The sequence below is a fragment of the Allobrachymonas denitrificans DSM 15123 genome (assembly GCF_900110225.1).
GTDB lineage: Bacteria > Pseudomonadota > Gammaproteobacteria > Burkholderiales > Burkholderiaceae_C > Brachymonas > Brachymonas denitrificans.
In genome coordinates this window covers 89,432-103,996 of record NZ_FOCW01000002.1, presented here as the reverse complement: position 1 = coordinate 103,996, position 14,565 = coordinate 89,432, and the positions used below count along the sequence as shown (strand labels likewise).

Annotated in this window: 13 protein-coding genes; 7 read left to right on the top strand and 6 right to left on the bottom strand. The window is 65.2% G+C overall.

From position 1 onward, the window contains the following. Positions 1-1,212 (top strand): ABC transporter permease, encoded by a 1,212-nt coding sequence (locus BMW28_RS06910; protein ID WP_091815811.1) that lies wholly within the window; start codon positions 1-3, stop codon positions 1,210-1,212. Between the two features lie 82 nt (positions 1,213-1,294). On the opposite strand, the gene dnaE is transcribed toward BMW28_RS06910, so the two are convergent. The 5 genes from dnaE to BMW28_RS06885 all read right to left on the bottom strand — a co-directional run bounded on the left by dnaE (position 1,295) and on the right by BMW28_RS06885 (position 7,147). Next, on the bottom strand, positions 1,295-4,840 hold the full coding sequence (gene dnaE / locus BMW28_RS06905; protein ID WP_091815808.1) for a DNA polymerase III subunit alpha: 3,546 nt from the start codon (positions 4,838-4,840) through the stop codon (positions 1,295-1,297). Between the two features lie 49 nt (positions 4,841-4,889). Then, positions 4,890-5,117 (bottom strand): hexameric tyrosine-coordinated heme protein, encoded by a 228-nt coding sequence (locus BMW28_RS06900; RefSeq protein ID WP_091815805.1) that lies wholly within the window; start codon positions 5,115-5,117, stop codon positions 4,890-4,892. A gap of 170 nt (positions 5,118-5,287) precedes the next feature. Continuing rightward, positions 5,288-5,851 (bottom strand): flavodoxin family protein, encoded by a 564-nt coding sequence (locus BMW28_RS06895; protein ID WP_091815803.1) that lies wholly within the window; start codon positions 5,849-5,851, stop codon positions 5,288-5,290. A 103-nt stretch (positions 5,852-5,954) separates the two neighbouring features. Next, positions 5,955-6,401 carry a DoxX family protein gene (locus tag BMW28_RS06890; RefSeq protein ID WP_091815800.1) on the bottom strand — a complete coding sequence of 149 codons (447 nt, stop codon included), beginning with the start codon at positions 6,399-6,401 and terminating at the stop codon, positions 5,955-5,957. Between the two features lie 38 nt (positions 6,402-6,439). Next, the gene (locus BMW28_RS06885; protein WP_091815798.1) at positions 6,440-7,147 is read right to left on the bottom strand and encodes a pirin family protein; all 708 of its coding nucleotides are present in this window, start codon (positions 7,145-7,147) and stop codon (positions 6,440-6,442) included. 118 nt (positions 7,148-7,265) lie between these two features. Between BMW28_RS06885 and BMW28_RS06880 the strand changes: the two genes are divergently transcribed. From BMW28_RS06880 to adk, 6 genes are all read left to right on the top strand, one after another. After that, the gene (locus tag BMW28_RS06880; protein WP_091815795.1) at positions 7,266-8,249 is read left to right on the top strand and encodes a LysR family transcriptional regulator; all 984 of its coding nucleotides are present in this window, start codon (positions 7,266-7,268) and stop codon (positions 8,247-8,249) included. Between the two features lie 32 nt (positions 8,250-8,281). After that, positions 8,282-9,196: a tRNA glutamyl-Q(34) synthetase GluQRS gene (gluQRS, locus tag BMW28_RS06875; protein ID WP_091815792.1), complete on the top strand. Its 915-nt coding sequence runs from the start codon at positions 8,282-8,284 to the stop codon at positions 9,194-9,196. Positions 9,197-9,431: 235 nt separating this feature from the next. Further along, complete coding sequence (locus tag BMW28_RS06870; protein ID WP_091815789.1) at positions 9,432-9,689, top strand: hypothetical protein; 258 nt, start codon at positions 9,432-9,434, stop codon at positions 9,687-9,689. A gap of 183 nt (positions 9,690-9,872) precedes the next feature. Next, the gene (trmB, locus tag BMW28_RS06865) at positions 9,873-10,655 is read left to right on the top strand and encodes a tRNA (guanosine(46)-N7)-methyltransferase TrmB (RefSeq protein ID WP_091815786.1); all 783 of its coding nucleotides are present in this window, start codon (positions 9,873-9,875) and stop codon (positions 10,653-10,655) included. Positions 10,656-10,930: 275 nt separating this feature from the next. Beyond that, on the top strand, positions 10,931-12,337 hold the full coding sequence (locus BMW28_RS06860; protein WP_091816173.1) for a malonyl-CoA decarboxylase: 1,407 nt from the start codon (positions 10,931-10,933) through the stop codon (positions 12,335-12,337). Between the two features lie 343 nt (positions 12,338-12,680). Further along, positions 12,681-13,337: an adenylate kinase gene (gene adk / locus BMW28_RS06855; protein ID WP_091815783.1), complete on the top strand. Its 657-nt coding sequence runs from the start codon at positions 12,681-12,683 to the stop codon at positions 13,335-13,337. 101 nt (positions 13,338-13,438) lie between these two features. Here the strand turns inward: adk and BMW28_RS06850 are convergent, their stop codons facing one another. Next, a complete protein-coding gene (locus BMW28_RS06850; RefSeq protein WP_091815780.1) occupies positions 13,439-14,467 on the bottom strand; it encodes an asparaginase in 1,029 nt (342 codons plus the stop codon). Positions 14,468-14,565: the final 98 nt, after the last annotated feature.

Sequence of the window (14,565 nt, the reverse complement as noted above, 5' to 3'; positions counted from 1 at the left end):
ATGCCCCGCCCGAATTCCGCCCCTGCCCCCACGCCACCCGCTGCGCCTTCAGGCCAGCCCCAGACCGCCGGCCGCCACGGCGTGGGCGAGGGCCTCAGGAACGTGTACTTTCTCGGCATCAAGGAGTTCTACAGCCTGCTGCGCGACTACGCCCTGCTGTTCGTGATCGTGTTCATGTTCACGGGAGCGGTGCTGGCTGATGCCCGCGCCAAGCCGGACAGCCTGAGCAACGCGGCCATCGCGGTGGTGGACGAAGACCAGTCCGCGCTCTCGCAGCGCCTGATCGACGCCCTGCAGCCGCCCTATTTCTCGCCGCCGCGCCTGATCAGCCGTGCCGACATCGACCGCGGCATGGACATGGGGCTGGACACCTTCGTGCTGAACATTCCCCCGAACTTCCAGCGCGACGTGGTCAATGGCCGCAGTCCGTCCATCCAGCTCAACGTGGATGCCACGCGCCAGAGCCAGGCGCTGGTCGGGTCGACCTACATCGAGAACATCCTGGCCTCGGAGGTGCTGGCCTGGATGAGCGGCCACCGCAGCAATGACCTGCCACTGCCGGCGCGCCTCGTCACCCACGTCAAGTTCAACCCGAACCTGTATGCCTCGTGGTTTGGCGGCATTACCAGCATCATCAACAACCTGACGGTGCTGTCCATCGTGCTGGCCGGTGCCGCCCTGATTCGCGAGCGCGAACACGGCACCATCGAGCACCTGCTGGTGATGCCGGTGACGCCGCTGGAAATCATGCTCAGCAAGGTGTGGAGCATGAGCGTAGTGGTGCTCTGCGGCGGTCTGTTTGCGCTGCTGGTGATGGTGCGCGGCGTGCTGGGGGTGCATGTGAGCGGCTCGATTCTGCTGTTTGCGGCGGGCACCCTGCTGTACCTGTTTTCCACCACCTCGCTCGGCATTTTCCTGGGCACCATCGCGCGCAGCATGCCGCAGTTCGGCCTGCTGGTGATTCTGGTGCTGCTGCCGCTGATCGTGCTTTCCGGCGCCATCACTCCGACCGAAAGCATGCCGGAACTGGTGCGCTACGTGATGTCTCTGGCGCCCACCATCCACTTCGTGGCGTTTGCGCAAGGGGTGCTGTTCCGCGGCGCCGGGCTATCCACGATGTGGCCCACGCTGCTGGCGATTGCGGTGACCGGCTCGGTGTTCTTCTGGGTGGCGAGCGCCCGTTTGCGCCGGACTATCGGGCAGATGGGCTGAAGCCGGCTGTCGGCTGTCGGCTGTCGGCTATCGGCTATCGGCACTCGACCAGCTTGCCTGCGGCGTCCTGTCCCGGGGCGTTTTACGCTTCGTAGACCACCTGCACCTTCCCTTCCGGGAACAATGCCGTCCAGGCGGATAGCGCAGCATCGTTCGGATAGAAGCGGGAGGCCTCGCCCAGCTTCAGCTGCCCTAACAGGCGCTCCTCCGGCTGCATGCCCTCCGCGCCGCTGACCGTCAACTGCAGCCGCACCGGCAATCCCCGGCTGATTTCATCCCCGTCATCCAGCACCTGCCGCTTGGGCGGATGCTGCTGCAGCACGGCCTGCAGTTGCGGCCCATCGCCACTGTCATTGAGCGCCACCTGCGCCAGCAGATACTTGCCAAAGCGGCAGCGCGCCGCAGGCAGATCCCAGACCTGCTGCACATTCAGCCGCATGCCGCCGCTGAAACGGTCAAAGCGCGGCACCGCCTGCAGAATCACCAGCGCATCGTCCTTAAGCAGCCCCGGCTGCCCCGCCCAGATGCCTTCGTCCGCACTGGCCTCGATCACGCCCGATTTGTCATCCAGCTTGAACAGCGCCAGCTTGCCGCTGCGCCCGTTGATGACGCGGAAGTCGCTCACGATGCCGGCCAGCAGCTGCGGATCGCGGCTGTCGATCAGGTCGTCGATCTTCAGGCGCGCAAAACGGCGCACCTCGCTTTCGTTCTCGTCGAACAGGTGGCCGGACAGGTAGAAGCCGATGGCGGTCTTTTCCTGCACCAGCCGGTCCTTGATGCCCCAGGGGGTGGCCTGCACCAGCGGCGGCTCGTCGGTGCTGCTGCCGGGGCCATCCAGCATGTCGAACAGGCCGCCCTGATTGGCGTTGGCGGCCTGGGTGGCGGCAAATTCGAAGGCCAGGTCGATGCTGGCGATCAGCGCGGCACGGTTCAGGTGCAGGTTGTCAAAAGCGCCGCCCTTGATCAGCGCCTCCACCGTGCGCTTGTTCAGGCGCGTGCGGTCCACCCGGTTGCAGAAGTCGAACAGGCTGGTAAACGCCCCGCCCTCCTCGCGCGCCGTGACGATGGCGTTAATGGCGTTCTCGCCGGTACCCTTGATGGCGCCCAGGCCGTAGCGGATCACCTTGTCGGTGACCGGCTCGAAGCCGTAGTTGCTGCGGTTGACGTCGGGCAGCTCGAAGCTCAGGCCCATCTTCTGCGCATCCTCGAACAGCACCTTGAGCTTGTCGGTGTTGTCCATTTCCACCGTCATGTTGGCGCAGAAGAATTCGGCCGTGTAGTGCACCTTGAGCCAGCCGGTCTGGTAGGCCAGCAGCGAGTAGGCGGCAGCGTGCGACTTGTTGAAGCCATAGCCCGCGAATTTCTCCATCAGGTCGAAGATCTCGTCGGCCTTCTGCTCGCTGATGCCGTTTTCGGCCGCGCCCTTGCGGAAGATCAGGCGGTGCTCGGCCATCTCCTCGGCCTTCTTCTTGCCCATGGCGCGGCGCAGCAGGTCGGCGCCGCCCAGCGTATAGCCGCCCAGGATCTGCGCCGTCAGCATCACCTGTTCCTGATACACCATGATGCCGTAGGTCTCGCTCAGCATGTCGGCCACCAGCGGGTGCGGATATTCGACCTCCTCGCGCCCGTGCTTGCGCGCCACGAAGCTGGGAATCAGGTCCATCGGGCCGGGGCGGTACAGTGCGTTCAGCGCGATCAGGTCTTCCAGCCGCGTCGGACGCGCGTCGCGCAACATGCCCTGCATGCCGCGGCTTTCAAACTGGAACACGGCTTCGGTCTTGCCATCCTGGAACAACTGGTAGGTCGGCTTGTCGTCCAGCGGGATATCGTCGAAGCTGAAATTTTCGCGGCCCTTGTGGCGCTTCTGGATGAACTCGCGCGCCAATTCCATGATGGTGAGCGTGGCCAGCCCCAGAAAGTCGAACTTGACCAGGCCGACGGCTTCCACGTCGTCCTTGTCGTACTGGCTCACGGCCGAATCGCTGCCGGGCTGCTGGTACAGCGGGCAAAAATCGGTCAGCTTGCCCGGCGCGATCAGCACGCCGCCCGCGTGCATGCCGATGTTGCGCGTCATGCCCTCGAGCTTCTGCGCCAGCTCGATCAGGGTCTTGACCTCGTCGTCGTTCTGGATGCGCTCGGCCAGCATCGGCTCGGCGGCGATGGCGTATTTTTCCTTGTCGTCGTCCGACAGGTCTGGCGGCGGGTACTGGATGGTGACCGGCTTGCCAGGTTTGTTCGGAATCAGCTTGCTGATGCCGTCGCAGAAGGTGTAGCTCAGGTCCAGTACGCGGCCCACGTCACGGATGGCGGCACGTGCCGCCATGGTGCCAAAGGTGGCAATCTGGCTCACCGCGTCGCGGCCGTACTTGTCCTTCACGTAGTCGATCACGCGATCGCGGTTGGTCTGGCAGAAGTCGATGTCGAAGTCGGGCATGGACACCCGCTCCGGGTTCAGGAAACGTTCGAACAGCAGGTTGTATTCGAGCGGGTCCAGATCGGTAATCTTGAGCGCGTAGGCCACCAGCGAACCGGCACCGGATCCGCGGCCCGGCCCCACCGGGCAGCCGTTTTCCTTGGCCCAGACAATGAAGTCCTGCACGATCAGGAAGTAGCCGGGGAAGCCCATCTTCAGGATGGTGCCGATCTCGAACTCCAGTCGCTCCACATAGCGCGGGCGGGCCGCATCGCGCTTGGCCGGATCGGGATAGAGATGTTTCAGCCGCTCTTCCAGCCCCTCGAATGACAGGTGACGGAAGTATTCTTCCGTTGTCATCCCGTCCGGGATCGGATACAGCGGCAACTGGGGCTTGCCAAGCACCAGCGTCAGGTGGCTGCGTTTGGCGATCTCCAGCGTATTCTCGATCGCCGAGGGGATGTCGGCGAACAGCGCCTGCATCTGTTCGGCACTCAGGAAATATTGCTGGTGCGTGAAATGGCGCTTGCGGCGCTGGTTGCCGAGGATTTCGCCCTCGGCGATGCAGACGCGCGCTTCGTGCGCCTCGAATTCTTCCGGCGTCAGATACTGCACCGGGTGCGTGGCCACCACCGGCAGCTGCATGCGCTGCGCCAGTTGCACGGCGGCCACCACGTGCGGCTCGTCGGTGCTGCGGCCGGCGCGCTGCAGCTCCAGATAGAAACGGTTGGGAAAGGCTGCCACGCACTGCATGGCAATCGCATGTGCCTGCGCCACATCGCCCGCCAGCAGTGGCGCGCCCAGCGGACCGGCCTGCGCGCCCGAGAGCAGGATCAGCCCTTCTGCCAGTTCCTGCACCCACTCCCAGCGCACACTGGCCTGGGCCTTGTTGCCCACACTGCGCCAGCCGCGCGACAGCAGCTCACACAGGTTGAGATAGCCCTGCGTGTTCTGCACCAGCAGCAGCATGCGCGGCAGCGGCTTGTCCTTGGAGGGTGGCACCAGGTCGTCGATCATGACCTCGGCGCCGAGGATGGGCTGCACGCCCTTCTTCTGCGCCGCCTTGTAGAACTTGACGGCCCCGAACAGGTTGTTCAGGTCGGTCAGCGCCAGCGCGGGCTGCCCGTCCCTGGCGGCAGCCGCCACGGCATCGTCCACACGGACGGTGCCATCTACGACAGAGAATTCGGAATGGAGGCGCAGGTGGACAAACATCGGGGCATTTTAGCCGCCGGGGTCGGTCACGGGCAGCCCGTACCGAATGTCACTTGCGCCAGTAATTGTTGGCCGCAGCCACGGTCTGGAAATTGAGCGCCACCACGTGCGAAGCCGCAGTCAGGCCCTCGGCCGAGTTGGCGTAATGCGCGCGCAATTCCTTGAGCACTTCGGGGTCGGGCTGGGTGTATTTCACGCCGCGACGGCTCAGCGTGATGGCGAGTTCGAAACCCTGTTGCGGAGTTTCGGTGATCAGGGAGTCAAGCCAGGTATCCATGGGAATCTCCTCACACGCAGTAGTCTGCCAATGGGTTAAGGCCATGGTACCCCGCATGCGCCTGGCCGTCGCCCAAAACACCTAGTGCGGGCGGTGGCATCGCGCTGCGCGGAGCAGGCATGAAGGGGGCTGCAGGCGACACTGCCACCCCGCTGCTCCAACAGAGGGCGTTACGCCTGTTTCCAGCGTACCGCAGCGGCCAGCACACGCTCGCCGTACTGGCGCGCCGTGTCCAGATCACCCTGCGCCATCTCGCCCACGCCCGCATCCGAGGGCGTGGTGGCCAGCGCGCCGGCATAGCCGCCGACGTAGTTGGGATCGTTGCGGCCAGCGGCCTTGCTGTTGGAGGGCATGATGCCCAGGCTCACCCACAGGCCGCCGTGCTGCGCGGCCAGCGTCATGAAGTAGCCGATGGTTTCGCCCTTGTCGCCGTTCATGGTGGCGCTGTTGGTGAAGCCGCCGAACAGCTTGTCTTTCCACACGCCGGCAAACCACTGCTTGGAGGTGGCATCGGCAAACTTCTTGAACTGCCAGCTCGGGCCGCCCATGTAGGTGGGCGCGCCGAAGATGATGGCATCGGCCTGGTTCAGCTCTTCCCACGCGGGCGGCGGCAGGTTGCCGTCGGCATCGATGGTGATGACGCGCGCCTGGGCGCCATCGGCCACGGCATGGGCCATGCGCTGGGTATGGCCGTAGCCGGAATGGTAGACAACAACAACGTTCGGGTGATTCATGTTTTTTGCTCCTGATCAACCGGAAGCATAGCAAGAATGCGTGAAGGCCTGACGGCCCTCTTTCAAAGGGGAGCCATCAGGCCTTTGTAGCGGGAAGCAGAGCTTATGCGCGGCGGGCATCCAGGCTCAGGCAACCGGCGCCCAGGGCAGCCAGCACGAACAGGCCACCGGTCACGGCGATGTTCTTGTTGAACAGCAGTTGCTGCATCATCTGCGCGTCCGCCGGAGCGGCCCAGTAGGCGTGGAAGAAGAAGCTGGCAGCCAGCGTGAACACGCCCAGCACCAGTGCGGCGATGCGGGTGCGGTAACCCACGATCAGCGCCAGCGCGCCCAGGATTTCGACGATGGCCGCCACAGCCGCAGCCAGCTCCGGGAAAGGCAGGCCAACCGACTGGATATAGCCCACGGTGCCGGCAAAGCCGGTCAGCTTGCTGATGCCTGCGGGCAGAAACAGCGAGGCCAGCAGCAGGCGGCCTGCCAGTGCGAGCGAGCTCTGGATGCCGGTGGGGGTGGCGGTAACGACGGGTGCGTTCAGGGTGGTGGTAGTCATGGTGAAAGTCCTTGAGAAAGTAAAAAGTAAAGAAAAAATCAGGCAGCCAGATCGAAAACCAGCACTTCGGCAGCGCTTGCGCCATCGAGTTGCAGTTGGGCTTCGTCGGCCAGGAAAGCGGTGTCGCCGGCATGCAGCTGCTGGCCATTGACCTGCAGCGAGCCACGTGCCACGAAAACGGCGGCCTTGCGGCCCTCGGCCAGCGTGAGTTCTGCGGTGTCGGCGCCGTCCAGCAGGCCGGCGTAGATGGCTGCGTCGGCGTGCAGCGGCATCACCTCCGGCAAATCTTGGGAGGCCGGCGCCGCCAGCAGCTTCAACTGGCCACGCGCTGCTTCCAGGCCGGTGTCACGCTGGGCGTAACCGGGTGGCAGTTGCTGCGCGGCAGGCTCGATCCAGATCTGCAGGAAGTGCGTCTGGCCTTCGCGGTTGGCGTTCTGTTCGCTGTGCAGCACGCCGGTGCCGGCCGTCATGCGCTGGATCTGGCCCGGCAGGATGGTCGTGGTGTTGCCCATGCTGTCGGCGTGCGTCAGCGCACCTTCCAGCACATAGCTCACGATTTCCATGTCGCGGTGGCCGTGGCGACCGAAGCCGGTGCCGGGATCAATGCGGTCTTCGTTGATCACGCGCAGATTACCCCAACCCATCCAGCGCGGGTCGTAGTATTCGGCAAAGGAAAACAGGTGCCAGCTGTCGAGCCAGCCGTGTTGGGCATGGCCCCGTTCATGGGCACGTCGGATGGTGAGCATGGTCTTCTCCTGAATCAGGGCGGCAGGCCACCGTGGCCTGCCAATGCCTCTACTGTAGGTTGCGCAAGGTCAAAAAACAGCGCATCATATTCACGTCATTAATCAAATTTTTTGAACCATGCCGCAGTCAGCCATTCAGGACAGCCTCAGCCCAGCCAACCTGCGCATGCTGCAGGCCGTGGCCGCGCACGGCAGTTTTGCCGCGGCCGCCCGTGCGCTGAATCTGGTGCCCAGCGCGCTCAGCTACCGCATCCGCCAAATGGAAGAGGCACTCGACGTGCTGCTGTTCGACCGCCAGGGCCGCCAGGCCCGCCCCACCGCTGCCGCCTGCGAATTGCTGCACCAAAGCCGGCTGCTGCTGTCGGAAGTGGACCGTATCGCGCACCGCGTGCAGCGCGTCGCCACCGGCTGGGAGCCGCAGTTCACGATCGTGATCGAAGACCTGCTGAACATGGGCACCGTGTTCGAGCTGTGCGAAGCCTTTTACGCGCTAGGCGCTCCCACCCGCCTGAAAGTGCGCTCCGAGGTCATGACCGGCACGCTCGAAACACTCACCAGCGGCCAGGCCGACCTGGCGCTGGGCGTGCTGATCGACAGCGGCTGGACCGACCGGCTGATCGAACACCGGCCGCTGGGCCACATCGACTTCATCTACGCAGTGGCGCCGCACCACCCGCTTGCCGCCGTCGAGACACCGCTGACACCGCAGGACATGCAACCCTACCGCGCCGTGGCCGTCGCCGATACCGTGCACCGCAGCAACAGCCGCACCGTCGGTCTGATCACCGGCCAGGACGTGCTGACCGTGCCCGACATGGGCGCCAAGATCGAGGCGCAGGTGCGTGGCCTGGGTGTGGGCTACGTGCCCGTGACACGCGTGCAGGCGCACTTGCAGAGCGGCCGACTGCTGCAGAAGACGCTGGCCCAGCCCGGGCTCGACACGCATTTCGACAGCCACTACGCCTGGCATCGCGGCAAGCAGCAGCAAGGGCGGGCACTGCAATGGTGGCTGGAGCAGCTGCAAAGTCCGGTCACACGTCAGGCGCTGCTGCAAGGACGCGCACTGGAAGCGGGACTGCCTGCGCGTCAGGTTGCCGAGTAGGTGCCCCTTCCGTTTCGCTACACTGCTGCCCCATGTACGTCGGCCGTTTCGCCCCCTCCCCCACCGGCCCGCTGCACGCGGGCTCGCTGGTCGCCGCACTGGCCAGCTGGCTGGACGCACGCGCCCATGAGGGGCGCTGGCTGGTACGCATCGAGGATGTCGACAAGCCCCGTTGCAGCCCGGAGGCGACCCACACCATCCTCGCGCAACTGCACGCGCACGGCCTGGTGCCCGATGTACCGCCCGTCCTGCAATCGGAACGAGATGCCCTGTACCAGCAGGCGCTGGACCAGCTGCTGGCTGCCGGACTGGCCTACCCCTGTGCCTGCTCGCGCAAGGAAATCGCGCAGGTACTGGCAACGCAGGGGCAAGGCCAGCAGCGTCACGGCGAACTGGTCTACCCCGGCACCTGCCGCCCGGAAAACGGTGGCCTGCATGGTCGCGAGGCGCGCGCCTGGCGTCTGCATGTCGCCGCCTGCCTGCAGCGGGACGGTCTGCCCGCCGGTGCCCTCACGCACTGGCAGGATCGCCGCCTGGGCCCGCAAAGCCAGCGCGTGGCCGAAGCCGTGGGCGACTTCGTGTTGCGCCGCGCGGACGGCCTGTGGGCCTACCAGTTGGCCGTCGTGGTGGACGATGCAGCGCAAGGCATCACCGACGTGGTGCGCGGCGAGGACCTGACCGACAACACCGCACGCCAGATCGTGCTGCAGCGTGCCCTCGGCCTGCCCACGCCGCGCTATCTGCATACCACGCTGGTGCTGGGAGCCAATGGCGAAAAGCTGTCCAAGCAGAATGCCGCCGAGCCCTTGCCGGAAGGGGGCGCAGCACAATGCGTCGCCAACTTGCAGGCCGCTGCAGTCGCCCTGGGATTACCCGCTGTGTCGGCCGCCTCCCCCGAAGCGGCGCTCCGCCAGTGGATACTGCCCTGGAAAATGCAATTCGGCTGACCCGCCTTGAAACGGGCCCCTGGACTCGCACCCCAGCGGCCCTGCGCAAGTGCCCTGCTGCGACGCCTGGTTCCGCAACCCTGGAGGCACCATGTTCGTGTCGTTTGCAAGGTTCTCCCCTGCTGCCTGCTCCAGTGCAGCGCTTTCACGGCACAGTCATGCAGCCTTGCTACGGTATCTCCTGCACGCCACCCGGCCTGCGATTTCCGACGACCGTCACTGCAAGGAGCGCACCATGGACCATTCTTCCACCACCCTGGCTGCGGCCGAACTGGCCGATCACTACATCGAACTCATCCTGTCCACCCAGCCCGAGCTGCTGGTGGCCGACCTGTCTGACGCCGACGCCGAGGAAATCGTGCACCAGGCCGAACGCCTGGCCCTGTACCGCCAGACCCTGATCGAGCAGCTGCAGGAGCAGCCCCTGCCGAATGACTTCGCCGCCGACATGGACGACGACGAAGATGAGGAAGACGAAGAAGACGAGAACTGAGCACGCGCTCTTCCTGCCAACCGCGCCGCAGGCATCCGCTGGCGCGGTTTTTTTGCGCCTGATGCTTTCCCGCACCTGCACAACCCCTCTCACAGGCAAGGTCAGAGATTTTTTTGCAGGATGGCCCCTATCCGCTCCCGCCAGCACGCAGCAGCGCAGGCCGCTTGCGGTACCATCCCGCCTATGAGCCTGCCTGACCCGTCCTCCCTGCCTGAATCCTCCGAACCCGCTGCTGCGGCCGCAGACGCACAACCCGCATCCGGAGCCCCTGCCGACGTTGCCCATCCGCGCGCCATCCGCAGCTTCGTGCGCCGCGCCGGCCGCGTCACCACCGGGCAGGCCAAGGCCTACGAGCAATGGGGTGACCAGTTCCTGGTGCCTTACGTCCCCGAAGCGCTGAACCTGCCCGCCACCTTCGGCCGCGAAGCACCCACGGTGCTGGAAATCGGCTTCGGCATGGGGGAGGCCACCGCCCACATCGCCGGCGTCATGCCTGAGACCAACTTCCTCTGCTGCGAAGTGCACGAGCCCGGTGTGGGCGCGCTGCTCAAGCGCATCGGCGAACAGGGTCTGACCAATATCCGCATCTGCGCCCACGATGCCGTGGAAGTGCTGGACAACATGCTGCCGCACGGCAGCCTGAACGGCATCCACATCTTCTTCCCCGATCCCTGGCACAAGAAACGCCACCACAAGCGCCGCCTGATCCAGCCGCCGCTGGTACGCAAGCTGGCCGAGCATCTGGTGCCCGGCGGCTACATCCACTGCGCCACCGACTGGCAACCCTATGCCGAGCAGATGCTGGAAGTGCTGCAGGGCGAAATCCTGCTGGGCAATAGCAGCCCGCACGCACATGGCTACGCCGACAAACCGCACTACCGCCCCCTCACCAAGTTCGAGAACCGCGGCCTGCGCCTGGGCCATGGCGTCTGGGATCTGGTGTTCGTGCGCAAGCCGCTGGACTGATTCCTTCCCGCCGCGCAGCCCGCGCAATGCCGCTCCCGCCGAACCGTATCTGGCGGGCCGCAGGCGTGGGCGCCGGAGCGTCTCACACACCTATTTACCGTTTTTTTGCTGCATCGCAACGTCTTTTCACGGCAAATGACGCGAAAATCCGCTACGCTTGACTTTCATCGATCAGGAAAGTGAGGAAAGCCGTGTCCCAAACCGCGTCCCTGATGGGGGGAACCTTCAGCAAACAGCTGGCCCGCCTGCTGCCGCCAGCCCTGGCCTCGATCGGCATGACCGGCTTGGTCAACGCACCGCGCCAGACCGGACAGAAGGATCCGCGCATCCCCACGCGCAACACGCATGCACGGCTGGATACCTATCTGCGCCAGGAACCCGAAACGCTCACGCCGCGCAGCCTGAAGAAGCTGCTGACCGAACTGCAGGCCGTGGTCGACACCAAGGTGAGCGAAGTCGAAGGCGTACGGCGCGCCCAGCCTTTCGTCGACTGGTACCAGGCCGCCGATCATGACGCACGTGCCGACGCCTGGCGCCTGATGACCGAGCAGTTCTCCCCCGATCCCAAGAAGGTCAAGCTGGCCAAGGACCAGTACGAGGCGGCCCTGGGCACCGAGGACGAGGCGCAGGCCGAGATCAAGCTGCGCAAGGCCTTCCATTCCCCGCGCACCCGCCTGCTGCAGCGCCTGGGCGCCACGCCCGGCGGCATGCGCTTCCTGCTCGACCTGCGCACCGAACTGCTGCAGCAGCTCAAGACGGAGCCCGCCCTGCTGCCGCTGGACGCCGAGCTGGAGAACCTGTTCACCGGCTGGTTCGACATCGGTTTTCTGGAGCTGCGCACCATCAGCTGGGACTCTCCCGCCTCGCTGATCGAGAAGCTGATCAAGTACGAGGCCGTGCACGACATCGTCAGCTGGGATGACGCCAAGAACCGGCTCGACCACGACCGCCGCTGCTTTGCCTTCTTTCATCCGCGCCTGCCGAACGAGCCGCTGATCTTCGTCGAAGTGGCGCTCACGCGCGCCATTGCCGACAGCATGGTGCCACTGCTGGACGTGACCGCCAGCGACGCCGACCTGAAAAAGGCCAACACCGCCATCTTCTACTCCATCAGCAATACGCAGACGGGCTTGCGCGGCGTCGGCTTTGGCGACTCGCTGATCAAGCGCGTGGTGGAAGCCCTGCAGCAGGAGCTGCCCCAGATCAAAAACTTCGCGACCCTGTCGCCCATCCCCGGCTTCCGCAAGTGGCTGGCCAAACATGCCGCCGACGTGGCTGCCGCGCTGCCGGCCAAGACACGCGCGCAATACCGCGTGGACGACACCCTGGACGAGGACGCCTGGAACACCGGCTGGCCCGACACGCTGGACCCGGCCCAGCCGCGCGACAACGATGCGCTGCCGCAGCAGATGCTGCGCGGTGCCGCCGCCATGTATCTGGGCAGCCTGGACGACAGCGGCCGCCCGCTCGATGCCGTGGCGCGCTTTCACCTGGGCAACGGTGCACGGCTGGAGCACATCCACTGGGGCGCCGACCCCTCTGCCAAGGGCAGCCGTCAGTCCTACGGGCTGATGGTCAACTATCTGTACGACCTGGACAAGCTGGACAAGCACCGCGCCATGCTGGCTGAAGGCAAGGTGGCCATGTCGCGCGAGGTGAGCAAGCTGAAGCAGTTCGGCTGATCCCCTGCGGCGCTGGCTGCAGCCCCTTTGGCACAACGCACGCCCCGGTCCCCTCACGGTCGACCGGCGCTCGGCAACGCCTCAAAGCTGCCACGATCTGCCGTCAAAGCACCGTGAAAGCAATGCTTTCCGGTGCCATCACTCGGTATTAACCCTGATGGTGCCACGCAAGCGCCACGTCAGGTAATCGAGGGTAAGCCGTGTTATTCTTTATTGGTTACCCGTGCACAAAGTCCCACCCGTGGTGACTGCGGCACGGAGCGAGAATCCCGGCATGCCTGGCCCCACACCAGATCGCGAGACAACGCCTGCCGGACCCATAACGACATCAACGAGGACCACCATGAAACTGATTCTTCTTGGCGCACCCGGCGCCGGCAAGGGCACCCAGGCCACCTTCATCTGCCAGAAGTACGGCATTCCGCAGATTTCCACGGGCGACATGCTGCGCGCCGCCGTCAAGGCCGGCACCCCGCTGGGCATCGAAGCCAAGAAGGTCATGGACGCGGGCGGTCTGGTCAGCGACGACCTGATCATCAACCTGGTGAAGGAACGCATTGCCCAGGCCGACTGCGCCAACGGCTTCCTGTTCGACGGTTTCCCGCGCACCATTCCGCAGGCCGAGGCCATGAAGGAAGCTGGCGTCAACCTCGACTACGTGCTGGAAATCGATGTGCCCTTCGAGGCCATCATCGAACGCATGAGCGGCCGCCGCAGCCACCCCGCCTCCGGCCGCACCTACCACGTCAAGTTCAACCCGCCCAAGGAAGAAGGCAAGGACGACGTGACCGGCGAGCCGCTGGTGCAGCGCGATGACGACAAGGAAGAAACCGTCAAGAAGCGCCTGGAAGTCTACAGCCAGCAGACCCGCCCGCTGGTGGACTACTACAGCAACTGGGCCAAGGAAGACGCGGCCGCTGCTCCCAAGTACCGCGCCATCAGCGGCATGGGCGACGTGACCGAGATCACCGACCGCGCATTCAAGGCGCTGGAGAGCTGATCCAGTCTCCCCCTCCTGCCCCCTGCGGGGCAGACATGCAGGGCGCCCGTGTGGCGCCCTGTGTTTTTTCAGCGTCTGACGACCACTCTGGTCGCTGGCTCTCAGGGCCGGACGCCCGCCAGCACCTGCAGCACCATTTCCGTCCTGGCCTGCATCGGGCGCAGTACCTGCCCGCCACACATCGCCAGAGGCACGACAGATTCCGCGCCCGCTACCGCGCTGCCCTCCAGGCAACGGCTGGTGCGCCAGACAGGTACGCCCTGTTGCATCAATGTGGAAGCCGCGGCTTCGATTCCGGTATGCAGCGTGGCATTGCCGCTGCCGGCCAGCACCACCCCCTGCACCCCCGCCTGCAGACAGGCACGCAGGCTGCGGCCATCTGCGCCGGCATGGCTGACAAGCACTTCCACCCACGGCCAGGCGGCTTCCGGGTTCCCCATGCAATCCCACAAGGTCTTCGCGCTTTGCGCTGTGGCCAGCACGTCCTGCTCGCTGGCCATGGCCGGATCACGCAGCCAGCGCACACGCCCTTCTTCCACATGGGCCAGCAGGCCGGCATCCCCGCTCGAGAAAGCATCCACCCGGTATGGCTGCACCTTGTGCACCGCACGTGCGGCATGCACATGGCCTGCAGCCACCGCCAGCACGCCGCTGGCTCGCGCGTCCTGCAGCACCGAAACGGCATCCGCGAGGTTCTGCGGCCCGTCGGACAGGCGCGCCGTCGACGGCCGCATGGCACTCGACAGCACCACCGGCTTGCGCGCCTGGGCCGTGGTCAGCACCTGTGCGAGCGGAGCCACGTCAAGCATCCGTTGCAGGAACCAGGCTGTCTCTTCCAGGGTGTCCGTGCCGTGGGTGATGACAAGGCCGGATACGTCATCCTGCGCCATCCAGTGCACACAGCGCAATGCCAGCGCCTGCCACAGGCCGTAATCCATGTCCTTGCTGTTGACCTGGGCCACCTGCTCTGCCACCAGAGTGCAGCTACCCAGCAGTTGTTCCAGCCCGGGCACCTGCGCCAGCAGGCTGGACACCGGCACCTCGCCTGCCCGGTAGGCCACGCCATCTCCCACGCTGGCAGAGGCGCCCGCAATGGTGCCCCCTGTCGCCAAAACCACGATTTTTTTCATAGCCGCTGCGCCCTTGCTTGCAAATCCGAAAAAACTGGTTAAAAATACAGTCACTGGATACGCAAACAGTATGGATGCACAACCAGCTCCCTTTTTCT